Source organism: Nocardioides humi (assembly GCF_006494775.1).
Classification (GTDB): domain Bacteria; phylum Actinomycetota; class Actinomycetes; order Propionibacteriales; family Nocardioidaceae; genus Nocardioides; species Nocardioides humi.
On the sequence record NZ_CP041146.1, the window covers coordinates 1348276 to 1370319 of the forward strand.

A 22044-nucleotide genomic window follows, 5' to 3' on the forward strand; every position below is an offset into this window, starting at 1 on the left:
AATGCTTGGTAGCATGCGAGATCAGTCGCCCGGGTCGGGATTCCCGCCCGCCGGCGGCCCCGGCTTCTCGCACCGGACCGTGTCGGAGGGCGTGTAGACCGTGTGGAACTTCTCGGTGTGGTCGACCGCGGACTCGCCGTGCTTGCGGAAGATCCGGGTCACGTCGACCTGGAAGCCGGACCAGCCGGTGTGCGGCTCGCAGTCGGGCGTGGTCAGGGTGCGGGTGGCGGGCGGGACCTGCGCGTAGCGGTTCGACGTCTTCGAGTCGATGTCCCACACCTTGGTGGACCACATCTGGACGGTCACCTTGCCCTGGCGCGACCAGGTGCTCGGCACCACCCAGGCGTGGACGAGTACGCCGTACTCGGTGTCGTTCTGGAACCGCAGGTCGAGCGACGGCCAGGCCACGGTGGCCTCGCGGCCGACCGGGTAGCGGTCGATGTAGAACGAGTGCGGCTTGTGCTGGATGTCCTTGAGGCCGGCGAAGAACATCGCGTTGAACGTCGTCGTCGCCATCTGCGAGACGCCGCCGCCGAGGTCCTTCTTCAGGATGCCGTTGCTGATGACGTAGCCCTCGGTGAAGCCGTTCGCGACGGTGCGCTCGCCGACGGTGCCGTTGAGGGAGAACTCGTCGCCGGGCTTGAGGACGGTGCCGTCGATCAGCTCGGCGGCGCGGCCGATGTTGACGTTGCGGTACTCGGCGTGCGGGTAGTACGTCGAGAACTCCGACACCTTCTCGACGATCTTGAGGTTCTCGGCGTCCTGGGTGGTGAACTCGGCGTCGACGACCTGCGCGGTGACCGGGGCGCTGCGGGAGCCCTCGGGGGCGGTGAGCAGGCCGAGGAAGACCTGGGCGGCCTCGCCGGGGTCGAAGGTCACGCCGGGCTTGGCCGGGACGACCTTCGGCTTGCCCTTCTTGTTCAGCTTCACGGTCGCGTCGACCGGCTGGCCGCTGGCGGTGGCGCCCTTGACCAGCTCGGCCAGGGCGGCCTCGTCGACGACGGGGACGAGCTTGCCGTTCTCGGGCTTCATCGACAGCACGGGCGCGAACTTGCGCGGCGACAGCTTGACGTCGTTCTCGCCGAACTGGAGCGTCACGGCGTTCGCCATGGCCGGGTTGGCGAAGGCGTCGAGCGCCTCGGCGACGTCGGCGGCGTCGATGTCCGGCTGGGCGGGGGCGACCTCGAGCTCCACGGAGTCCTCGCCGGCGAGAAAGGCGTCGGTGATCGCGGTACGGGCCTGGTCGCGGTCGACGGCCTGCCCGGCCTGCGGCTGCGTGGTCTGGACGGTCCCGTCGGCGAAGGTGACCGTGCCGTCGACCGGCGGCGTGCCGAGGCCCTCGGAGAGCTCGGTGAGCTTGGCGTCGAGCAGGTCCTCGTCGACGTCGACGACCGCGTCGACGTCGTCCCCGCCGGTGAAGTAGTCCCACTGGCGGCGCGGGCTCCACGAGTCGCCGGCGCCGGCGGCGTCGACGGACGCGGCGTAGTCGATCGCCAGGCCGATGTCGCCGGGCGCGACCTTCGCGTCGTTGGCCTTCCCGGTGGCGCCCTGGTGGCCGACGCTGACCTTGATCGGGGTGTCCGCACGCGGGCCGAAGGTCGTCTCGAGCTTCTCGATCGCGGCGGCCCGGGTGAGTCCGCCGACGTCGACGCCGGAGATGCTGGTGCCGGTGGGGACCTTGTCGCCCGCCACGGCGTGCGCCGCGACGTACCCGCCGCCGGCGAGCAGGACGAGCAGCGCGATGACGACGACGACCACCTTGCCGCCAGGTCGCTCGGCCTTGCCGTCCGTCTCGGACTCCCAGAACGTCACGCGCGTCATCCTAAGGAGGGGTTGCTCACCCGCCCGCATTCCCGCGTGCGCCGGGACGCCGCAGCAGCCCCACGCACCCCGCGCCGAGTACGACGGCGCCGACCGCCAGCAGCAGGTACCCCGACACGTCGCCGGCCACCACGTAGTCCCCTCCGGACGCTGGACGCTCGCCACGCCGAGCAGCGCGACCCACCCCAGCGCGAACGGCAGCCGCGCCCACCAGCCCCCCGGCAGGGCGACCAGGGTGGCGGCCGTCGCGGCGGCGCCGAGTCCCAGTCCCCAGCCGTAGCGGTGCAGCCCGACCGTGGCCAGCCCGACGCCGGCGCCGAGCACCAGGGAGCCGAGCGCACTCAGCGCACGCAGCACGACCACGGCCCGCTCCGGGTCAGTCCGGGATGCCGGCGAAGAGGTCGCTCTCCCAGCCCGTCCCCGGGTCGAGCGGTCCGGCGGCGCCCTTGACCAGCCGGAACTGCTCGCGCCCGAACGCCTCCGCTCCCTGGTTGTTGGACAGCGCGAAGAACGGGCCGTCGGTGGTGATCTGGGTGGCGTGCGCGCGCAGCGCGTCGAGCTTCTGCTCGACGTGACCGCTGGCGTCCACCTCGCACGAGATGTCCTCGTCGGGGCGGAACATCGGCGGCAGCTCGCCGTCGGGGTCCATCCCCTCGAAGGTCGTCGTGTCCCCCGCCTCGCGGATCCGGCGCAGGCCCTCGCGGATCCGGCTCTCGGAGATCGCACCCCAGTAGATCTTGGCGATGTCCCACGCCTCCCCCAGGTCCCGCCGGTACGACGGCGCGGCGGCCAGCTGCGCAGCGTACATCGCGACCCGGTGGGCCTGGATGTGGTCGGGGTGGCCGTAGCCGCCGAACTCGTCGTAGGTGACCAGCACCTGCGGCCGCACCTCCCGGACGACGGCGACGAGGTGGTTGGCGGCCTCGGTGAGGTCGGCGTGCCAGAAGGCGTTCTCGTGGATGGTGTCGGCGGCGACGGCGTGGCCGTCCTCGTGCCACTTCATGCCGGAGTCGCGGTAGGTGCCGAAGCCGCCGAGGAAGCGGTGGTCGGTGACGCCGAGCGCCTTCATGGCCGCCTCGAGCTCGCCGCGGCGGTGCTCCCCCAGCCGGTCCTCCTCGTCGGCCGCGAGGTGCTCCAGCTCGGGCACCAGGATCTCGCCCATCTCCCCCGCCGTGCAGGTGACCAGCGTGACGCCGCGGCCCTCCGCGACGTACTTCGCCATGGTGGCGCCCTGGCCGATCGACTCGTCGTCGGGGTGGGCGTGCACGAGGAGCAGCCGGTGGGCGGCGGTGGCGGTCATGTCGACGAGCGTAGTGATGTGGTTCAGGCGGCCCTCGAGCCGGATATGCTCTGCATCATCGATGCTGAGTCGATCGCATCTGTGGTGCTACTCTGATGCCATGAGGACGACGGTACGGCTCGACCCCGAAGTGGCGGCGGCAGCCGAACGGCTGCGCAGGGAACGACACATCGGCCTCGGCGAGGCCGTCAACGAGCTCGCCCGTGCGGGCCTCGCACGCGGTGAGAGGACCGCACGCTTCCAGCAGCGGACGGCGAGCATTGGGCTGAAGATCGACGTCACCGACGTCGCCGACGCCCTCGAGCTGCTCGACTACTACGACGCCGAGGACGCCGGTTGATCGTCGACGCCAACGTCCTGCTCTACGCCGTCGATGATCAGTCGCACTTCCACACGACGGCACGGACCTGGCTCGACTCAGCCATGAACGGCGTCGAACGCGTCGGGTTCCCGTGGGTGTCGCTGATGGCGTTCCAGCGCATCGTCACCCATCCCCGGGCCACGGCGAACCCGCTCGCGCCGGCTGATGCGTGGAGTCACATCACCGACTGGCTGGACGCTGACCAGGCATGGGTGCCTGTGCCCGGCGACCGCCACCACGTCATCCTCGGTCAGCTTCTCGTCGACGGTGACCTGCGCGGGAACCTCGTCACCGACGCCCACCTCGCGGCGCTCGCCATCGAGCACGGAACCGGGATCTGCTCGTTCGACAGTGACTTCGCCCGCTTCAAGGGCCTTCACTGGATGAACCCGGCGCAGGGACCGCCGAGCCTCACTCCGGACGCTTGATCCGCTTCGGCTGGTCCGGCAGCGGCAGCGCGAAGCCCGCCTTGGTGGGCGGCCCCGTGGAGGCGTCGGGGTCCTCGTCGTCGTGGTCCAGCCAGCCGTCGTACGTCTCGACGAGCATCTCCAGCTGGATCTCGGGGGCGTCGGTGACGACCGCCCACGGGTGGTCCTCGTCGTCGTCCTCGCCGGCGAGGCGCTCGCGGACGACCTCGGCCGCGAAGCCGCCGCGGACCAGCACCAGCGCGGCCGCCCGCGCGTCGTCCTCGTCGAAGAAGATGCCCCGCATGGCGCCATCATCGCGCATCGGCGGGAACCGGGCCTCGGCTACGGTGGCGGCCGTGTCCGGACTGCACCTCACCCGCACCGCGGAGAACAGCGACGAGATCGAGGCGCTGGCCGCCGCCCTGGCGGCCGACGGCGGCGGACGGGTGGGGATGGCCGGGATGGCGCCGGACCTGCCGGGTCGGCTGCGGCGCACGCTCGCCCCGCACCCGCGGCTGCTGGGGCTGAAGGTCGCGCAGGCGTGGACGTGGGAGGCCGCCGACCGGCGCGACCCGAACTGGTACCCGCAGGGCATCACCACCTCGGCCCTGACCGGCTTCCGGGAGCGGCACGGGCACGACGTCCTGGTCACGTCGTGGTACGCCCGGAAGGCGGGCGGCTCGCGGATCAGCATGGTCGACCTCGCCCGTCGCCGCTACGGCCACGTGCTGCTGGTCTACCCCACCCTCGACGACGGCCGGCCGGGGTTCCGCCCGCTGAAGGTGCACGCCGGCGGCATCCTGTGGCGCGGCGACCACCTGCACGTCGCGGCGACCGGGGTGGGCTTCCACAGCGCCCACGTCGGCGACGTGCTCCGGGTGCCCGCCGGGTCGCCGTACCGGACGTTCGGGCACCGGTACGTCCTCCCCATCCGGTTCTCGCAGGTCAGCGGCCAGGACGAGGGCGTGGAGCGACTGCGCTACTCGTTCCTCACCCTCGACCGCAGCGACGACCGCCAGGCCCTGGTCGTCGGGGAGTACGGCTCGGCCCGGCAGACGCACCGGATGGCCCGGTACCCCCTCGACCCCGAGACCGGGCTGCCCGTCCTGGCGGACGACGGCCGCGCCGTCCCCGAGGTCGGCGACCACGGCGTCGCACGCGTCCAGGGCATCGCCGCCGTCGACGGCACCTACTACCTCACCCGGTCCCGCGGACCCCAGCGACCGGGATCGGTGTACGTCGGCCGGCCGGGCGCGTTCCGCGAGTACCGGTGGGCGATCCCGCCGGGCCCCGAGGACCTGGTCTGGTGGCCCGAGACCGGCTGCCTGTGGTCGGTGAGCGAGCACCCGCGGCGTCGCTGGATCTTCGCCGTGCGCCGCGACGACCTCCCGGCCCAGCCCTAGCCCTCCGCGGTGTCCCGCGCCGCGACGAAGGCGGCCACGCAGCGGCGTACCTGCTCCTCGGTGTGGGCGGCGGAGAGCTGGACCCGGATCCGCGCCTCGCCCCGGGGCACGACGGGGAAGCTGAACGCGGTCACGTAGACGCCGTGCGCCTGCATGGCGTCCGCGATCCGCGCGGTCAGCGCGGCGTCGCCGAACATCACCGGCACGATCGGGTGCTCGCCGGGGAGCAGGTCGAAGCCCGCGGCCGTCATGAGCGAGCGGAAGAGGGCGGCATTGGCGCGCAGCCGCTCGCGCAGCTCGCCCGAGCCCTCGACCAGGTCGAGGGCGCGCAGCGTGCCGGCGACGATGGCGGGAGCGAGGGTGTTGGAGAAGAGGTACGGGCGCGAGCGCTGGCGCAGCAGGGCGACGACCTCGCGGTGCGAGGAGACGTAGCCGCCCGAGGCGCCGCCGAGGGCCTTGCCGAAGGTGCCGGTGTAGATGTCGACCCGGTCGGCGACGCCGCACAGTTGGGGCGTCCCGCGGCCGCCGGCACCGATGAACCCGACGGCGTGGGAGTCGTCGACGAGCACGAGCGCGTCGTATCGGTCGGCGAGGTCGCAGATCTCCCGCAGGGGCGCGAGATAGCCGTCCATCGAGAAGACGCCGTCGGTGACGACGACCCGGAACCGCGCGTCGGCGGCGGCCTTCAGCTGCTCCTCGAGGTCGGCCAGGTCCCGGTTGGCGTACCGCAGCCGGCGGGCCTTGGAGAGCCGGATGCCGTCGATGATCGAGGCGTGGTTGAGGGCGTCGGAGATGATCGCGTCCTCGGGCCGAAGAGGGTCTCGAAGACGCCGCCGTTGGCGTCGAAGCACGACGAGTACAGGATCGTGTCCTCGGTGCCGAGGAAGTCGGAGAGGCGGCGCTCGAGCGCGAGGTGCTGCTCCTGGGTGCCGCAGATGAACCGCACGCTGGCGAGGCCGTAGCCCCACGTGTCGAGCGCGTCGCGCGCCGCCTCGAGCAGCCGCGGGTCGTCGGCGAGGCCGAGGTAGTTGTTGGCGCAGAAGTTGAGCACCTCGGCGCCGTCGGCGACGATCTCGGCCTGCTGCGGGCCGCGGATGCCGCGCTCGCGCTTGGTGAGGCCGGCCTGCTCGATCCCGTCGAGCTCGGCGGCGAGGTGGTCCCTGAATCCTCCGTACATCACAGCTCCGTCCAATCGAGGACAACCTTGCCGACCCCGGCCGACGCCGCGATCGCGAAGCCGCGCTCCCAGTCGCGGGCGGGCAGGCGGTCGGAGATGACCGACGCGATCGCCTCGCGCAGCGGCGCGCTGGTCTGCAGCATCGCGCCCATCGCGTTCCAGGTCTCGAACATCTCGCGCCCGTAGATCCCCTTGAGGGTCAGCATGTGCGTGACCACCTTGCCCCAGTCGACCGCGAACGGCGCGCTCGGCAGGCCGAGGACGGCGATCCGGCCGCCGTGGTTCATGTTGTCGATCATCTGCGGCAGAGCCGCGGGGGCGCCGCTCATCTCGAAGCCGACGTCGAAGCCCTCGCGCATGCCGAGCGCGTGCTGCACGTCGGCCACGGTCCCGGCCGCGACGTCGACGACCGCGTCGGCGCCCATCCGCTGCGCCAGGTCGAGCCGGGCCGGGCTGACGTCGGTGCCGACGACGTACCGGGCGCCGACGTGCCGGGCGATCGCGATCGCCATCAGCCCGATCGGGCCGCAGCCGGTGACGAGGACGTCCTCCCCGACGACCGGGAAGGCGAGCGCGGTGTGCACGGCGTTGCCGAGCGGGTCGAAGATCGCGCCGAGGTCGGGGTCGACGTCGCCGTGGTGGACCCACACGTTGCCGGCGGGGAGGCTGAGGTACTCCGCGAAGGCGCCGTCGCGCTGCACGCCGAGGCCCACGGTGCGGATGCACATCTGACGCCGTCCGGCGCGGCAGTTGCGGCAGGTGCCGCACACGATGTGGCCCTCGCCGGAGACCCGGTCGCCGACCGCGACGTCGTCGACGAGCGGGCCGACCTCGACCACCTCGCCGTAGAACTCGTGCCCCGGCACCAGCGGCGCGCGGACGGCGCCCGCGGCCCACGTGTCCCAGCGCAGGAGGTGCAGGTCGGTGCCGCAGATCCCGGTGCGGTGCACCCGGATGACCACGTCGGCCGGGTCGCACACCGGGTCCGGCCGGTCGACGAGAGCCAGGCCCGGGCCGGCCTCGGCCTTGAACAGCGCCTTCATGGTCCCATTGGAGCGCCGGGCGACCGTGCAGAGCAACGGCCACTTCCTGCAGCATCTGTTAAGCGAACGCTTCATCGTAGGCTGACCCTCGTGGAGATCCACCAGCTGACGATCCTGCGTGAGCTCGGAGCGCTCGGCAGCGTGACCGCGGTGGCCGAGGCGCTGCACGTCTCGCCCTCCGCGGTCTCGCAGCACCTCGCCGCCCTGCAGCGGCAGTTCGGCACTCCCCTGACCCGCCGCGACGGCCGCACCCTGGTGCTCACCGACGCCGGCCGGGTGCTCGCCCGCGCCGGCGCCGACGTGATCGACGCGATGGCGGCCGCCCGCGGCGCGGTCGAGCAGTTCGAGAGCCGGCCCGGCGGGACGGTCACGCTGAGCAGCTTCCACAGCGCGGGACAGGCGCTGTTCGGCCCGCTGCTCGGCGAGCTCGGCGCCCATCCCGACGTCCCCGACCTCCGGCTGACCGACGAGGACGTCGCCCAGAGCGACTTCCCGGCGCTCACCGCGCAGTACGACCTCGTCCTCGCGCACCGGATGGAGCACAGCCCGCCCTGGCCCGCTGCGGACCTGCACGTCGTCACGCTCGCGCGCGAGCCCCTCGACGTCGCCCTCCCGGCCGGTCACCCGCTCGCCGCCCGCGCCCGGCTCCGCCCGCGCGACGTCGTCGGCGAGCGCTGGGTCACCAGCCGGGCCGGCTACTCCCCCGACGACGTGCTCGCCGCGGTCGCCGCGCTCACCCGGCGCCATGCCGACGTCGTCCACCGGGTCAACGACTACGGCGCGGTGGCCGCCCTCGTCGCCGCGGGCTCGGGCATCGGCCTGCTGCCGCGCTACACCTCCACCCACCCGTACGACGACGTCGTGCTCCGGCCGCTGCACGGGCTCAGCACCAGCCGGACCATCGACGTCCTCGCCCGCCCCGAGACGCTGCGCCGCCGGTCGGCGCAGCAGGTCGTGCAGGCGCTGCGGCGCGTGATGGACCGGCTGGTCACCTCACGAAACACGGACGACTCATAGCGCTCTTAGCCTGGGTCCGTGGATGGCCACCTGCTACGCGACACTCCAGCGGCGCGCTCGCGGCGTTGCGAACGCTCAACAGTCAACCAGACTGCCTTCGCGCCCCGCGCCTTGCGATCACACCCCTGGAGTGCCGCTCGCTACGGTGCCCATCCACGGACCCAGGCTTAGGGGTGCGGCAGGTGACCCTGACCTCGTGGGACGAGCGCGTGTGGCGGCTGCGCGCGGACCCGCTCGTGCCCGGCCTGGCCGGTGGGCCGCTGACCGGCTCCTCCCTCGCCGTGCCGGACGTGTACGACGTGGCCGGGCTCGCGATGGGCGCCGGGAACCCGGACCGGCTGGCCGCCGCGAAGCCCGCCGACGACGACGCGCCCGTCGTCGCGGCGCTCCTGGCCGCCGGCGCGTCCCTGACCGGGATCACCCAGATCGACGAGTTCGGCTACGCGCTGACCGGCGCCAACGCCCACTACGGCACGCCGCCCAATCTGCCCGCTCCTGGTCGGATCAGCGGCGGCTCCTCCTCCGGCTCGGCGTCCGCCGTCGCGCTCGGCGAGGTGTCGATCGGGCTCGGCACCGACACCGCCGGGGCGATCCGGGTGCCGGCGTCGTACCAGGGCCTGTTCGGGATCCGTACGACGCACGGCACCGTCACCCGCGCAGGGATGCTGCCGCTCGCCCCCTCCTTCGACGCCGTCGGCTGGATGACCCGCACCCCGGGCCTGCTCGCACGGGTGGGGCGGGTGCTCGTCCCGGGCGGCACCACGGCGGCGGGGCGCCGGTGGACCACCGTCCCGGACCTGCTCGACCTCGCCGACGCCGACGTCGCCGCGGCCGTCGCCGCCTGGCGCCCGGGCCGGATGCGGACGATCGCCTGGCCGCTGGACGAGCTCGGCCGGTGGCGGGACGCGCTGGTGACGCTGCAGGCCTGGGAGGCGTGGCAGGTCCACGGGACCTGGCTGGAGTCGCGCCTGGACACCCTCGGCCCCGAGGTCCGGCAGCGGTTCGAGCGCGCCCGCGCGGTCAGCGTCGAGGAGGCCGGAACCGCCCACGCCGTCGTCGACGCGGCCCGCGCCCGGATCCGCGAGCTGGTCGGCGACCGGGTCGTCGTGCTCCCGGCGACGCCCACCGTCGCACCGGCGCTGGGCGCCGGGCTGCCGGAGCGCCTCGCGGCCACGCGAGCGCCGACCCTGGCCCTGACCTGCATCGCCAGCATCGGCGGCCTGCCCGCCGTCACCGTGCCGCTCCGGACCGCGGACGACCTGCCCTGCGGCGCCTGCCTGGTCGCGGGACCGGGGCGCGACCACGATCTCCTCGACCTCGTGTCGTGAGGCCGGCGCGAACCGAGCGCACTGAAACGATTGTTCCGACCGGCCCGCACGGGGATGATCTGGTTTCAGGCCCGGGAGGAGGTCGGATGAGGATCGACGAGCGGATCGCCGCCCGCCACGACGAGCTGAGCCCGCAGGAGCAGCGCGCGGCGGCGGCGCTGCTCGAGCATCTGGACGACCTGGCGACGTACCGCGCCGCCGAGCTGGCCGAGCTCGCGGGCGTCTCCCGGGCGACGATGAGCAGGCTGTTCCGCAGCCTGGGCTTCGAGGACTTCGACGAGGTCCGTGACCATCTCCGCCGGCTGCGCGGCGCGGGCGAGCCGCGGCGCGTCGACGGAGCGCCCGACGTCGCGACCCTGGTCGCCGCGGAGCAGGCGGCCATCCTGCGGGCCCTCGAGCAGCCCCGCCTGTCGGAGGTCGTCCACCTGCTCGCCACGGCCCGGCGGGTCCTGGTGATCGGCTGGCGCAACAGCTACCCGGTCGCGCTGCACCTGCGCGGCCAGCTCGCGCAGGCGCGCGACGACGTGCGGATCGCGCCGGCGCCCGGGCAGACGACCGGCGAGGAGCTGGTCGGGCTCGGCCGCGGCGATGCCGTCGTCGTGATCGCCTTCCGGCGCCGCGCGGCCCGTCTGGCGGCCTTCCTGGACGCCGCGGGCGCCACCGGGGCAGCCGTCGTGCTCGTCGCGGACCCGACCGCAGTCGCCCACGCGTCCCGTGCGACGGTGTGGGTGGAGTGCCCGCTGCAGCACGCGCTGGCCTTCGACAGCTACGCCGCCCCGATGGCGCTGGTGAGCGTGCTCGCCGACGGGGTCCTCACCGCCGCCCGGCGGCAGGGATCGGCGCGGGTGCGCTCCATCACCGAGACCTACGAACGACTGGGAGAAGTCGAGTGAACGACGACGTGTGGCTCGCGCGGGCCGTGGATCTGGCGGCGGCGAACGTGGCCGACGGCGGCGGGCCGTTCGGTGCCGTGATCGTCCGCGCGGGAGCCCTGGTGTCCTCCGGCCAGAACCGGGTCACCCGCGACCTCGACCCCACGGCGCACGCCGAGGTGGTCGCGATCCGCGCCGCGTGCGGGCAGGTCGGCGACTTCAGCCTCGCCGGCTGCACGCTCTACACCTCGTGCGAGCCCTGCCCGCTGTGCCTGTCGGCCGCGCTGTGGGCCCGGCTCGACCGAGTGGTGTACGCCGCCGACCGCGACGACGCCGCCCGCGGCGGATTCGACGATCGCGCCTTCTACGAGCTGTTCGACACGCCGCGCTCGGAGTGGACACTGCCGGTCGACCACGTCCGGCTGGACTCCGCCGCCCTGCCGTTCGACACCTGGCTCGCGCACGAGGGGCGCACGGCGTACTGAGCCTCGGGCGTGCGTAGGGCGATTCAACCTCGATCCACCGGTCCACGGCGTGGCGAGCGGCACCAGACGGGTGCGATGGCAAAGGCCACTTCGTTCAGACCTGGGCGCGAGGGCGGTCTGGTTGCACCGTTGAGCGCCCGTAACGCCGCCAGCGTGCCTGGCTGGGGTCGCTCGGTAGTCGTGGACCGGTGGATCGAGGTTTAACGAGCGGGAAACCGGCCGACCCGCCGCTGAAACGCCGGTCTCATAGCGTCGCCGGTCAGCAACCGCCGTTGCGTCTCGGAGGAACCGACGTCCGCTCACAGGAGACCAGATGACCCACGCGTCCGTCCGATCCCGCCGGCTCCGCCTCGTCGCGGCCGCCGCGGCCACCACCGTCGGCCTCCTCGGCCTCGCCGCGTGCGGCAGCGACGACGACGGCGGCAGCGACAGCGGAGGGCACGGCACCATCAGCGTCCAGTACTCCTGGATCAAGAACGAGGAGTTCGCCGGCGAGTTCTACGCCTACGACAAGGGCTACTACGACGACGCGGGCTTCGCACGAGTCAACGGCATCTCCGGCCCGGACACGGGCGTGGCCAAGCTGCTGAGCGGCACCGTGCAGGTCGCGCTCAGCGACGCCGCGTCGATCGGGGCCGCCATCGCCAACGAGGACGCCCCGCTGAAGATCATCGGCGCGACCTTCCAGAAGAACCCGTTCACCATCCTCTCGCTCGAGGACGGCGCGGACATCAAGACGCCCGCCGACCTCAAGGGCAAGAAGATCGGCGTCCAGGACTCCAACGCCAGCGTCTTCGAGGCCATCCTCAACGCCAACGGCATCGCCAAGGACGACGTCGAGATCGTCCCGGTCGACTTCGACCCGACGCCGCTGATGGAGGGCAAGGTCGACGGCTTCATGGCCTACCTGACCAACGAGGCGATCACCGTCGAGCTCGCCGGCCACAAGGTCACCAACCTGCCGTACGCCGACAACGGCGTGCCGTACGTCGCCGAGACCTTCAGCGTCACCGACCAGTACCTCGCCGAGAACGCGGACCTCCTCGAGGACTTCCTGATCGCCGAGATCAAGGGCTGGACCGATGTCTTCAAGAGCTCGACGGAGGACACGGTCGCGCTGATCACCGAGTTCTACAACAAGGCCGCCTCCGACGACGCCGAGGGACTGGAGGCGACCTTCGGCGCGCTCGATCCGGAGAAGACCGGGATGGGCCTGGAGGCCGAGAAGCTGCTGATCTCCACGCCGGACACCGAGGCCAACGGCCTGTTCACGATCACCGACGAGCTGAAGGAGCAGACGGTCGCCTCGCTGAAGGCCGCCGGCTGGGAGGTCGGCGTCGAGGACCTCTTCGACACGAGCATCATCGACGGGATCTACGAGGACCATCCCGAGCTCAAGGACTACCTGCCCTGACCATGAGCACCGGCATCCGGATCACCGGGCTGACCAAGACCTTCCGGGCCGGGCGCGGCCGGACGGTGACCGCACTGGAGGACGCGGACCTGCACAGCACGCAGGGCTCCTTCCTCGCCCTCCTCGGCCCGTCGGGGTGCGGCAAGTCGACCATCCTGCGGATCCTCGCCGACCTGGAGCACCCCTCCTCCGGCACCACGCTGGTCGACGGCCGCACCCCCGCCGCGCTGCGCCGCGACAGCGAGTTGGGCATCGCCTTCCAGGACCACGCCCTGCTGCCGTGGCGCAGCGTCACGCGGAACATCCGGCTGCCCTTCGAGGTCGCCGGCCGCGACGTCGACAAGGGGTACGTCGACGAGCTGATCGCGCTCGTCGGCCTGCGTGGCTTCGAGGACGCCAAGCCGGCCGAGCTCTCCGGCGGCATGCGGCAGCGGGTCTCGATCGCCCGCGCGCTCGCGCTCAAGCCGTCGGTCCTGCTGCTCGACGAGCCGTTCGGCGCGCTGGACGACATGACCCGGCAGAACCTCAACCTCGAGCTGCTGCGGATCTGGACGGAGAAGCCCGCGACCACGCTGCTGGTCACGCACGGCATCTCCGAGGCGATCTTCCTGTCCGACCAGGTCGCGGTGATGTCGCCGCGGCCGGGCCGGATCAAGGCGGTCATCGACGTCGACCTGCCGCGCCCGCGGACGCCGGAGATGATGCGCACGCCGGAGTTCCACACGCTGGTCGACCGCGCCTCGGAGCTGCTGTTCGGCGCCGACGGACGCGCGAGCGCCGAGTCGTGAGCGCTGCGTCGTGAGTCCGGGCCGCCGGATCCCGGCCTGGGCCGCGACCGTGCTCGGCATCGCCGGCCTGGTCGTCGGCTGGTGGCTGTTCTCGGTGCTGGCCTTCCGGCCGGACCCCGGCACGACGTACGACCCCGTCCCCTCGCCCCTGGCGGTCGGCCGGCAGATCCTCGACGACGGCCTCTCGGCGTACTGGGACTTCTTCTCCGTGACCGTCCACGAGGCGGCCGTCGGGTTCCTGTGGGGCAACGGCCTGGCCCTGCTGCTGGCCGCGACCGTGCTGCTGGTGCCGCGGATGGAGCCGGTCGTCGTGCAGGTCGCGGTGGTGACGTACTGCCTGCCGCTCGTCGCCGTCGGCGGCATCGCCATCGTCGCCCTCGGCGGCGCGGTGGAGCCCGGAGACCCGTCGAAGACGGCGATCTTCCTCGCCGCGCTCTCGGTCTTCTTCACGACCGTGGTCGGCGCGCTGCTCGGGTTCAAGGCGGCCGACCCGGCGAGCCTCGACGTGGTCCGGGTGTACGGCGGCGGCCGGGTCCGGCAGCTGCTCAAGGTCCGGCTGGTCGCAGCCCTGCCCGCGATCCTCAACGCGCTCCAGATCGCCGTCCCCACCTCGCTGTTGGGGCGGTCCTCGGCGAGTACATGGGCGCGACCGACCGCAGCGTGGGCATCACCCTGATCCGGCTGCAGGGCCAGCTCGACTCGGTGCGGGTGTGGGCGGTGTTCCTGCTCTGCGCCCTCGTCGCCCTTATCGGGTACGCCGCGTTCGGCCTGCTCGCCCGGCTGGTGACCCCGTGGGTGTCGGGGCGGAGCACCCCATGAGCCGCGCGATCGGCCGCTCCCTCCTCAACGCGGCGATGACGCTGGTCGTGGTCCTCGGGCTGTGGCAGGCGGTGGTCAGCTTCGCCGGCGTGTCGCCGTACGTGGCGAAGGGGCCCGCGGACGTCTTCCGGTTCCTGTTCGTCGACAAGGCCGGCGCGGCCCCCGGGCGGCTCGCCGCCGACCACCGCGACGCGCTGCGGCCGCTGACCGTGCAGACCCTGCAGGACGCCGGGCTGGGCTTCGCCGTCGGCATGACGATCGCGGTGCTGCTCGCCGTGGCGTTCTCGCTGTCGAAGACCGTCGAGGCCGGGGTGCTGCCGCTGGCCCTGCTGCTGCGCAGCGTGCCCCTGGTGTCGATCTCGCCCGTGATCATCCTGATCACCGGCCGCGGCACCACCGCCTCGGTCGCCGTGATCGGCAGCATCGTCGTGCTCTTCCCCGCCCTCGCCTCGGCCCTGTTCGGGCTGGGGCAGGCCCGGCGCGAGAGCCTCGACCTGGTCCGCGTCTACGGCGGCGGCAACGCGATGGCCCTGCGGAAGGTCGCGATCCCGGGCGCGCTGCCGTCGCTGTTCGCCGCGGCCCGGGTCTCGGTCCCCGGCGCCGTCACCGGCGCCCTGCTGGCCGAGTGGCTCTCGACCGGCAAGGGCATCGGCGGGTCGATCCAGAAGTTCAGCGCCGCGGCGCGGTTCGACGACCTGTGGGCCTCGGTCGCGATCATCACCGCGATCACGCTGCTCCTCTACAACCTGGTCCAGCTGCTGGAGAACGTCGTGCTGGCCCGGATGGGGATGTCGGTGAGCTCGCCGACCTGAGCCTCGACTCCTTCCCGGGTCAGCCGACGACCGCGGCGGCGAGCGCGCGGGCGCGGTCCAGCGCGGTCGCGTCGCCGAACAGCTGGCGCCGGGTGTCGGCGGCGATGAGGTAGGCGTCGATCCGGAACGCGTCCTCGGCCGGGTCCGCCGAGCCCGCCGTCGCGAGCTCCGCCTCCAGGAGGTCGAGCCACTCCCGCTTGAGCGCCCGGACCGCCTCGGCGACCGGGCCGTCGCGGTGGCCGTACTCGGCCGAGGTCGCGGCGACGAAGCAGCCACCGGGGAACACCCCCGCCCGCTGGTAGTCGACCCAGGCGTCCAGCAGGGCCCGCAGCCGCACCCGGCCGGGCTCGGCGTCCCAGACCGGCGCGATCACCGTGGCGACGTACACCCGACGGGCCTCGGCCACCGCCGCGACCTGGATCGCCTCCCGGGTGCCGAAGACGGTCAGGATGCCGCTCTTGCTCAGCCCGGCGGCCGCGGCCAGCGCGCCGACGGAGATCGAGTCGAGGCCGTGGGTCGTGGCGATGTCGGCGGCGCACCGGGCGGCCCGCCGCCGCGTCCGGTCGCCGCGTGCCCGTCGTCCGTCCATACTCGGGATTTTATACGACCGACTGGACGTATACATGGGATCGGGCCTAGCGTGCCCCCATGGACCAGCTCGAGGACTCGATCGGGATCGACGCGCCGCCCGCCACGGTGTGGGCGCTCGTCAGCGACGTACGACGGATGGCCGAGTGGAGCCCGCAGGTCACCTCGACCCGGCTCGCGGACGGCGCGCAGCTCGGCGAGGGCGCGGCCTTCACCAACCGCAACCAGCACGGCGAGCTGGAGTGGACCACCCACGCCCGGATCGTCCGGTTCGAGCCCGAGCGGGAGCTGGCGTTCCGGGTCGAGGAGAACTGGGCCGTGTGGTCCTTCCACCTCGAGCCCGACGGCGCCGGCACCCTCCTCACCCAGCGCCGCGCCACCCCCGACGGCATCTCCGAGGTCTCCCGCGAGCTCACCGAGGCCTACCTCGGCGGCGTGGAGAGCTTCACCGGCAGCCTGCGGGACGGCATGCGGCAGACGCTGGCCGGGATCAAGGCCGCGGCGGAGGCGTAGCGCGCCGCCGCTACCCCCGCGCGGCGAACCGCTCGCGCAGGGTGCTCACGCCCGGGCCGGCGAGGTCGTCCAGGACGACGGTCCGGCCGGCGGAGACGAGCAGCAGGTCGAGTGCGCGGCCCTCCACGCGCGGCCCGTCGCCGTGCACGAGGTCGGCGTCGGTGGCGGCGAGGGTCAGGCCGGACACCGTCTGCCGGGTGCCGCCCATGGCCTCGGAGGTACGCACCTGCCAGCCGAAGGCATCGGCGACGGCGCCCGGGTCGTACGCGCGGGCGATGCCGAGCGGGCGGCGGACGTCCTCGCCGTGCACGATCTCCTCGACCAGCCGGGTCACGCGGGGAGCCGGCGGCGAGCGGCGCAGGTCGACGACCGCGCGCCACCGCTCCAGCGTCTCGGCGGGCGTGGCGCCGCGCTCGCGGTCGACGCCGTCCTGGTTCTGGCGGTCGAAGTCGAACCGGGCTCGCGCCATGGTCAGCACGAACCGCGGCACCGACGTCCGCGCGACGTCGACGAGGTGGGCCAGCACGTCGTGCACGGTCCACCCGGCGCACAGCGAGGGCTGCTCCCACGCGTCGGCCGCGAGCGGCTCCAGGTCGGCGAGGAGGGCGAGGCGCTCGGCGCGCACGAACGGCCATAGGGCGGTCATGGCACCTTCCTACCGCCCGCCCCCGACACCCGGCCCGACCCGCTGCTCGAGCCCCGGCCCGCGAGCGCCCGCGCGGCCCGTCGTACGTCCTCGGTGAGCGCGGCGAGCGCGGGGCCGTCGAGGCGCCAGCGCTGCCAGAAGAGGGGACGACGACCGGCCGGGCGCCCGGCAGCCGGACCACCTCGCCGGCGGCGAGGCTGGCGGCGAGCTGCGGGTCGAGCAGCATCCCCCAGCCGAGGCCGGCCCGGATCGCCTCGTGGAAGTCGGCGCTGCTCGGGACCCGGTGCACGACCGGCGGACGTCCGGCCCCGTGGGCGGCGAGCAGGTCGTCCTGGAGATGGTCCTTCTCGTTGTAGACGATGAGCGGCATGGCGGACCAGTCGATGCCGCGGCCCCGGCGGTGCCGCTCGACCAGCCAGGGCACGGCGGCCGGCGTGTACCGGATCCCGCCGAGGCGCTCCACGACGCAGCTCTGGACCGGGCGCGGCTCCCCGGTCACCGCGGCCAGCACCTCGCCGCGACGGAGCAGGTCGTGGGAGTAGGCCTGGTCCTCGACATGCAGCCGCAGGGCGGTGCCCGGTCGTCGCGCGACGGCGGCGAGCACCGGGCGGAACCAGGTCGCGAGGCTGTCGGCGTTGACGGCGACGGCGAGGTCGACCACGTCGTCGCCGCCCAGGCTCGCCGCGGCCTCGGCGGCGAGCAGCCGCAGCTGCCGGCCGAGTCGCACGAGCGGCTCCCCGGCGGGGGTGACGGTCGCGGGCGTCGTACGACGGACGAGGACCTGGCCCGCCGCCTGCTCCAACGCCCGGACGCGCTGGCTCACGGCGCTGGCGGTGACGTGGAGCCGCCGGGCCGCGGCCTCGAAGGTCCACTCCTCGGTGATCGCGACGAGCGTCTCCAGCTGGGCCGGGTCGAAGCGCATGGATCGAGTGAAGCACAGCTTAGGTTCCTGTAGGAACATTCGCTGGTCTTCATCACTGCACGCACCTAGGTTCGACGTGTGCTCGCCCCTGCCGTCGCCGGCCTGCTGACCACGGCCTCCCTCATCGTCGCGATCGGCGCGCAGAACGCCTATGTCCTCCGGCAGGGCCTGCTCCGGTCGCACGTCGGCGTCGTGGTGCTCATCTGCGCGGCCTCCGACGCCGTCCTCATCGCCGCGGGCATCGCCGGCGTCGGCGCGGTCGTGGACCGGACCGGGTGGGCGCTCGAGGTCGTGCGGTGGCTGGGCGTCGCCTTCCTGCTCTGGTACGCCGCCGGGTCGCTCCGGCGCGCGAACCGGCCCGAGGCGCTGGCGGCGGCCAACGGCAACGGCGGCGCCGGCGGCACCGTCACCGAGACCCGGCGCAGCGTGGTCACCCGGACGGTGCTGCTCACCTGGCTCAACCCGCATGTCTACCTCGACACGCTGCTCCTCATCGGCTCGGTCGCGACCGCGCACGACGGCGGCGAGCCGGCCGGCCGGTGGTGGTTCGGCGTGGGCGCTGCCTTGGCGAGCGTGCTGTGGTTCTGCGGACTCGGCTTCGGTGCGCGCCTGCTCGGTCCGCTGCTGGCGCGAGCGCGCGCGTGGCAGGTCCTGGAGCTGTGCATCGCCGCGACCATGGTGCTGATCGCCGCACGGCTCGCCCTCGGCTAGCCCGGACTGAGCGGTGTCGCGCACGAGCCGTTCACCTCGCGCACACCTGCCGGCCAACTGCTGCTGGCGGCCGGTTGTCGCGCGCTTCCTAGCGTCCCGGGCGGCGCGCCGACCGCCGGCGCGCGGAGGAAGGGACATCCCAAGCATGCGATCTCGGATCAAGAGCACCGCCCTGGCGGTCGTGCTGCTGGCCGGCTCGGCCGGCGTCGGCGCGAGCCTGGCCGGCCAGGCCGCCGCGGCCGAGCCGGCCGCGGGCAAGGCGAAGAACGTCATCTACCTGCTGGGCGACGGCATGGGCCGCACCCACGTCACCGCGGGCCGCGAGCGGTTCTACGGCGCCGCCGGCAAGCTGAACATGGAGACGATGCCGGTGATCGGCCAGGTGTCGACGTACGCCATCGAGAAGAACTCCGGCCAGCCCGGCCAGGCCGACTTCCGCCCCAACTACGTGACGGACTCCGCGTCCGCCGCGACCGCCTGGTCGTCCGGCGTGAAGACCTACAACGCCGCCCTCGGCGTCGACGCCAAGGGCAACCTCGTGCCGACCGTGATGGAGCAGGCGCACGCCGCCGGCCTCGCGACCGGCAATGTGTCGACCGCCGAGATCACCGACGCCACCCCCGCCGGCCAGATGTCGCACGCGCTGGCCCGCGGCTGCCAGGGGCCGACGTACTCCGTCGCCAGCTGCCAGGACACCGCCATCACCGGCGAGGAGCTCGACACCAGCGACGTCCGGGTCACGCCGATCGCCGACCAGATCGCGCGCAACCAGACCGCCGACGTCATCCTCGGCGGCGGCCTCGCCCGGTTCGACGGGGACGACGAGGACGCGCTGAAGGCCAACGGCTACACCGTCCTCGGCTCGCCCGCCTCGCAGACCGTCGCGACCGAGAGCGACCTCGACGCGGCGAGCGGCCAGAAGGTCTTCGGCCTGTTCAACAAGGGCAACCTGACCATCGAGAAGGCCAAGCAGGACAACCCGTCCTCGCCCGAGGCGCAGGAGCCGACCGTCGCCGAGATGACGACGAAGGCGATCAGCCTGCTCGAGGCGAAGAGCGACGCGAACGGCGGCAAGGGCTTCTACCTGCAGGTCGAGGGCGCCCTCATCGACAAGCGCTCGCACGCCAACGACGCCGCCCAGACGCTGGAGGAGATCAAGGCGTTCGACGACGCCGTCAAGGTCGCCCTCGACTTCGCCAAGACCGACGGCAACACGCTCGTGATCGTCACCGCCGACCACGAGTGCGCGGGCTTCAACATCATCGAGAAGGGCACCTTCACCAACGCCGAGGCCGACCACCTGCCGGTCAACGTCGACGGCGGCAACCCCGCCAACAACTCGACGCCCTCGCGCAGCGCGAACCAGGCCAAGGACGCGGGGCGCACCGAGTTCGCGCCCGAGACCTTCCGCACCGAGGACGACCCGGCCGATGTCGTGGACGGCAGCCCCGAGGCGAGCCTGTGGCTCACCTACCTCTCCGGCAACCACACCGGCGCGGACGTCCCGGTCTTCGCCTACGGCCCCGGCTCGGCCGCCATCGCCGCCGAGATCGACAACACCGACCTGTTCGGCATCGTCCGCACGGCACTGAACCTCGACGGCTCCGCGCCGCCGGCGGAGCAGGCCAAGAAGGCGTCGACCACCGCGATCAAGGCGCCGAAGAAGGCCAAGGGCAAGGGCACCAAGCCGGCCAAGGTCACGGTGAAGGTCACCGTCAGCCCGGCCGCCGCGACCGGCTCGGTGAGGATCCTCGACAAGGGCAAGGTCCTCAAGACCGTCGCCGTCACCGGCAGCAAGGTGAAGGTCAAGGTCAAGCTGAAGAAGGGCAAGCACAAGCTGCGGGCGGAGTACGCCGGCGACACGTCGTACGACCCCTCGACGTCGCCGGTCGTCAAGGTCAAGGTCCGCTGACCCGCTCCCCATGAGGCCCATCACCGCTGCCGCCGCCTCGGTCGTCGCCGCGCTCGTGCTCACGAGCTGCGGCGGCGCCGGGGACGGCGGCCCCTCCGCCACGCCGGTGACCAGCACCCCCTCCCCTGTGATGGTCACCAGCTTCCCCGACCTGCCCGCGCCCACCGGCGAGCCCGACCTGCCCGGCATCGCGACCGCCGCCCCCGGAGCCCCCGGAGCGGTCGGCCGCATCCCCGGGCCCTTCGACGACCGGTTCCGGCTGGGCGAGGTGACCTTCGACGGCGAGCACGTCGTCGGCTCGATCGAGATCACCAGCGACGTCTCCGACCTGCTCGAGCTCCAGGTGCTGGCCGGCTTCTACGACGCCTCCGGCACCCTGATCGGCCGCGGCCGGTTCACGCACCACCTCGACGAGGGCGCCCACCACGAGGAGGGGCCGCCGTCGGAGCACGAGACCTTCACGATCGCCGTACCGCGCAAGCTGCGGGGCACCGCGGTCACCGCGGCCGTCGGCGTACCCGTCCTCGTGAACGAGTAGCCGCCGAGTAGTCTCCGGGGCGTGGACCAGGACCGCTACGGCGCGCGCCCGCGCTGGCAGAGGCTGCTCCTCGGCCTGCCCCCGGCCGCGCTCCTGGTGGTGCTCGGCGGCTACTGGACGCTGCTGTCGTGGGGCGTCATCGGTGACGAGAGGTCCGAGACCTTCGCGATCATCGGGCCGATCTTCGCCGGCTTCGGCGTCGCGCTCGGCTGGGTGGTGCTGCAGCGCCGATCCTGACCCGGTCAGGCAGGGTCACGCCGCACGTGCGGGGAGATCAGCGCGGTCCGGACCGACATCCCGAGGTCGCGGTGCCGCAGCGTGGTGATCCGCCGGCCGGGCTGGACGGCGTCCTTCACCCGCGACGTCCGCTCCCCCAGCAGCGCGGCCGCCGCATCGACGTCCGCCACCGTGTGGGTGAGTCCCCACAGGCTGGACGGTCCCTGGCCGGCCGTGTCCGGTGCCCCCACGACCTCGAGGATCACCTCGCCGAGGCGGAGGAACAGCTGCCGCATCGGCATCCCGCCCAGCTCGCCGGCCCGCTCCCGTCGTACGTCGAGGCCGAGAGCCTCCAGCGCCCTCCTCGTCCGGTCGAGGTCGGGCGAGAGCAGCACCACGTGGTCGATGTGGGTGACGCCGTTGGGGTGCGGTTCTGTCTGCCCGGTCGGCTCTGCCGTGGACCGCGTGGTCGGCACGCCGTCCACCTCGCCGGACCGCACGGCATCGGGGAGCCCGCGTAGGGACCACCCCACGATGCCCTTCCCCTGCTCACGCCCGACCAGCCGGATCCGCACGCTCCCCACCCGGCAGGTGCCGTCGGCGTCCACGGCGAATCCGGCCTCCCGCCAGGCCTCCGGCGGGTCGGCGACGACGAGCTCGGCGATGGTCACGGCCACGGACGGACCCTAGCGCCGACCCGCCGGTCACTCGACCACACGCTGATGCTCGTCGCCGTTGTCGAAGAAGTGATCGAGATAGGCATCCGGCCCGAGGTCGCTGGTCCGCATCAGCGAGAAGACCTCGGCACCGTCCGCGGGCTCGTCGGTCAGCCAGAACGACTGGAACAGCGGCGTCGGCTCGCAGCCGAGCACGTCGGCGTACTCAGCGGCCTCCACCTCGGCCCTGGCGATCGCCGCGTCCGCGTCGGCGGCGCAGCGGGATTGTCGGACG

The 22044-nt window shown here is 73.1% G+C and carries 25 protein-coding genes and 2 pseudogenes; 17 read left to right on the forward strand and 10 right to left on the reverse strand.

Annotated elements, in window-relative coordinates:
- Positions 1-21: 21 nt before the first annotated feature.
- Together FIV44_RS06610 and mshB are read right to left on the reverse strand one after the other, a co-directional pair.
- A complete protein-coding gene (locus FIV44_RS06610) occupies positions 22-2184 on the reverse strand; it encodes a VanW family protein (RefSeq protein ID WP_141003760.1) in 2163 nt (720 codons plus the stop codon).
- A gap of 13 nt (positions 2185-2197) precedes the next feature.
- Entirely contained in the window at positions 2198-3121 is a 924-nt protein-coding gene (mshB, locus tag FIV44_RS06615; protein WP_141003761.1) for an N-acetyl-1-D-myo-inositol-2-amino-2-deoxy-alpha-D-glucopyranoside deacetylase, read from the reverse strand.
- Positions 3122-3221: 100 nt separating this feature from the next.
- Between mshB and FIV44_RS06620 the strand changes: the two genes are divergently transcribed.
- On the forward strand, positions 3222-3461 hold the full coding sequence (locus FIV44_RS06620; protein ID WP_141003762.1) for a CopG family transcriptional regulator: 240 nt from the start codon (positions 3222-3224) through the stop codon (positions 3459-3461).
- Positions 3458-3910 carry a TA system VapC family ribonuclease toxin gene (locus tag FIV44_RS06625; protein WP_141003763.1) on the forward strand — a complete coding sequence of 151 codons (453 nt, stop codon included), beginning with the start codon at positions 3458-3460 and terminating at the stop codon, positions 3908-3910. The genes FIV44_RS06620 and FIV44_RS06625 overlap by 4 nt, the downstream gene beginning before the upstream one ends.
- On the opposite strand, the gene FIV44_RS06630 is transcribed toward FIV44_RS06625, so the two are convergent.
- Positions 3894-4193 (reverse strand): hypothetical protein, encoded by a 300-nt coding sequence (locus FIV44_RS06630; RefSeq protein WP_141003764.1) that lies wholly within the window; start codon positions 4191-4193, stop codon positions 3894-3896. The two genes, FIV44_RS06625 and FIV44_RS06630, sit on opposite strands and share 17 nt — an antisense overlap.
- Before the next feature lie 52 nt (positions 4194-4245).
- On the opposite strand from FIV44_RS06630, the gene FIV44_RS06635 reads away from it, so the two are divergent.
- Entirely contained in the window at positions 4246-5292 is a 1047-nt protein-coding gene (locus tag FIV44_RS06635; RefSeq protein WP_141003765.1) for a hypothetical protein, read from the forward strand.
- Here the strand turns inward: FIV44_RS06635 and FIV44_RS06640 are convergent.
- Positions 5289-6469, reverse strand: a pseudogene (locus FIV44_RS06640) (glycine C-acetyltransferase). The gene FIV44_RS06635 and the pseudogene FIV44_RS06640 overlap by 4 nt on opposite strands.
- A complete protein-coding gene (gene tdh, locus FIV44_RS06645; protein ID WP_141003766.1) occupies positions 6469-7512 on the reverse strand; it encodes an L-threonine 3-dehydrogenase in 1044 nt (347 codons plus the stop codon). Before tdh ends, FIV44_RS06640 begins: the two are co-directional and overlap by 1 nt.
- Before the next feature lie 90 nt (positions 7513-7602).
- On the opposite strand from tdh, the gene FIV44_RS06650 reads away from it, so the two are divergent.
- The 9 genes from FIV44_RS06650 (at position 7603) to FIV44_RS06685 (ending at position 15047) form a co-directional block, all read left to right on the forward strand.
- Entirely contained in the window at positions 7603-8529 is a 927-nt protein-coding gene (locus tag FIV44_RS06650) for a LysR family transcriptional regulator (RefSeq protein ID WP_141003767.1), read from the forward strand.
- A 182-nt stretch (positions 8530-8711) separates the two neighbouring features.
- Positions 8712-9857, forward strand: coding sequence for an amidase family protein (locus FIV44_RS06655; RefSeq protein WP_219996320.1), 1146 nt, complete (start codon positions 8712-8714; stop codon positions 9855-9857).
- An 86-nt stretch (positions 9858-9943) separates the two neighbouring features.
- Positions 9944-10750 carry a MurR/RpiR family transcriptional regulator gene (locus tag FIV44_RS06660; protein ID WP_141003768.1) on the forward strand — a complete coding sequence of 269 codons (807 nt, stop codon included), beginning with the start codon at positions 9944-9946 and terminating at the stop codon, positions 10748-10750.
- The gene (locus tag FIV44_RS06665; protein WP_141003769.1) at positions 10747-11214 is read left to right on the forward strand and encodes a nucleoside deaminase; all 468 of its coding nucleotides are present in this window, start codon (positions 10747-10749) and stop codon (positions 11212-11214) included. Before FIV44_RS06660 ends, FIV44_RS06665 begins: the two co-directional genes overlap by 4 nt.
- Before the next feature lie 313 nt (positions 11215-11527).
- On the forward strand, positions 11528-12628 hold the full coding sequence (locus tag FIV44_RS06670) for an ABC transporter substrate-binding protein (RefSeq protein ID WP_141003770.1): 1101 nt from the start codon (positions 11528-11530) through the stop codon (positions 12626-12628).
- Positions 12629-12630: 2 nt separating this feature from the next.
- Positions 12631-13416, forward strand: coding sequence for an ABC transporter ATP-binding protein (locus FIV44_RS06675; protein ID WP_141003771.1), 786 nt, complete (start codon positions 12631-12633; stop codon positions 13414-13416).
- 10 nt (positions 13417-13426) lie between these two features.
- A complete protein-coding gene (locus tag FIV44_RS06680; protein WP_219996321.1) occupies positions 13427-14092 on the forward strand; it encodes an ABC transporter permease in 666 nt (221 codons plus the stop codon).
- Complete coding sequence (locus tag FIV44_RS31160; RefSeq protein WP_219996322.1) at positions 14077-14235, forward strand: hypothetical protein; 159 nt, start codon at positions 14077-14079, stop codon at positions 14233-14235. The genes FIV44_RS06680 and FIV44_RS31160 overlap by 16 nt, the downstream gene beginning before the upstream one ends.
- A complete protein-coding gene (locus tag FIV44_RS06685) occupies positions 14232-15047 on the forward strand; it encodes an ABC transporter permease (protein WP_141003772.1) in 816 nt (271 codons plus the stop codon). Before FIV44_RS31160 ends, FIV44_RS06685 begins: the two co-directional genes overlap by 4 nt.
- 19 nt (positions 15048-15066) lie before the next feature.
- Here FIV44_RS06685 and FIV44_RS06690 read toward each other — a convergent pair whose 3' ends face one another.
- The gene (locus FIV44_RS06690; protein WP_219996324.1) at positions 15067-15636 is read right to left on the reverse strand and encodes a TetR family transcriptional regulator C-terminal domain-containing protein; all 570 of its coding nucleotides are present in this window, start codon (positions 15634-15636) and stop codon (positions 15067-15069) included.
- A 59-nt stretch (positions 15637-15695) separates the two neighbouring features.
- Here FIV44_RS06690 and FIV44_RS06695 point away from each other — a divergent pair, with 59 nt between their 5' ends.
- Positions 15696-16148, forward strand: a complete 453-nt coding sequence (locus FIV44_RS06695; protein ID WP_141003774.1) for an SRPBCC family protein — start codon at positions 15696-15698, stop codon at positions 16146-16148.
- 10 nt (positions 16149-16158) lie between these two features.
- Here FIV44_RS06695 and FIV44_RS06700 read toward each other — a convergent pair whose 3' ends face one another.
- A complete protein-coding gene (locus FIV44_RS06700; RefSeq protein WP_141003775.1) occupies positions 16159-16794 on the reverse strand; it encodes a maleylpyruvate isomerase family mycothiol-dependent enzyme in 636 nt (211 codons plus the stop codon).
- A 148-nt stretch (positions 16795-16942) separates the two neighbouring features.
- Positions 16943-17755: pseudogene (locus tag FIV44_RS06705) on the reverse strand (ArgP/LysG family DNA-binding transcriptional regulator); the annotation flags it as partial.
- Between the two features lie 39 nt (positions 17756-17794).
- Here FIV44_RS06705 and FIV44_RS06710 point away from each other — a divergent pair.
- The 4 genes from FIV44_RS06710 to FIV44_RS06725 all read left to right on the forward strand — a co-directional run bounded on the left by FIV44_RS06710 (position 17795) and on the right by FIV44_RS06725 (position 21114).
- Positions 17795-18427, forward strand: a complete 633-nt coding sequence (locus FIV44_RS06710) for a LysE/ArgO family amino acid transporter (RefSeq protein ID WP_141003776.1) — start codon at positions 17795-17797, stop codon at positions 18425-18427.
- 145 nt (positions 18428-18572) lie between these two features.
- A complete protein-coding gene (locus FIV44_RS06715; RefSeq protein ID WP_181411028.1) occupies positions 18573-20339 on the forward strand; it encodes an alkaline phosphatase in 1767 nt (588 codons plus the stop codon).
- A 10-nt stretch (positions 20340-20349) separates the two neighbouring features.
- Positions 20350-20877, forward strand: a complete 528-nt coding sequence (locus tag FIV44_RS06720) for a hypothetical protein (RefSeq protein ID WP_141003777.1) — start codon at positions 20350-20352, stop codon at positions 20875-20877.
- 21 nt (positions 20878-20898) lie between these two features.
- On the forward strand, positions 20899-21114 hold the full coding sequence (locus tag FIV44_RS06725) for a hypothetical protein (protein WP_141003778.1): 216 nt from the start codon (positions 20899-20901) through the stop codon (positions 21112-21114).
- A 5-nt stretch (positions 21115-21119) separates the two neighbouring features.
- Here the strand turns inward: FIV44_RS06725 and FIV44_RS06730 are convergent, their stop codons facing one another.
- Positions 21120-21770 carry a VOC family protein gene (locus FIV44_RS06730; RefSeq protein WP_141003779.1) on the reverse strand — a complete coding sequence of 217 codons (651 nt, stop codon included), beginning with the start codon at positions 21768-21770 and terminating at the stop codon, positions 21120-21122.
- A gap of 27 nt (positions 21771-21797) precedes the next feature.
- Positions 21798-21989, reverse strand: coding sequence for a hypothetical protein (locus FIV44_RS06735; protein WP_141003780.1), 192 nt, complete (start codon positions 21987-21989; stop codon positions 21798-21800).
- Positions 21990-22044: the final 55 nt, after the last annotated feature.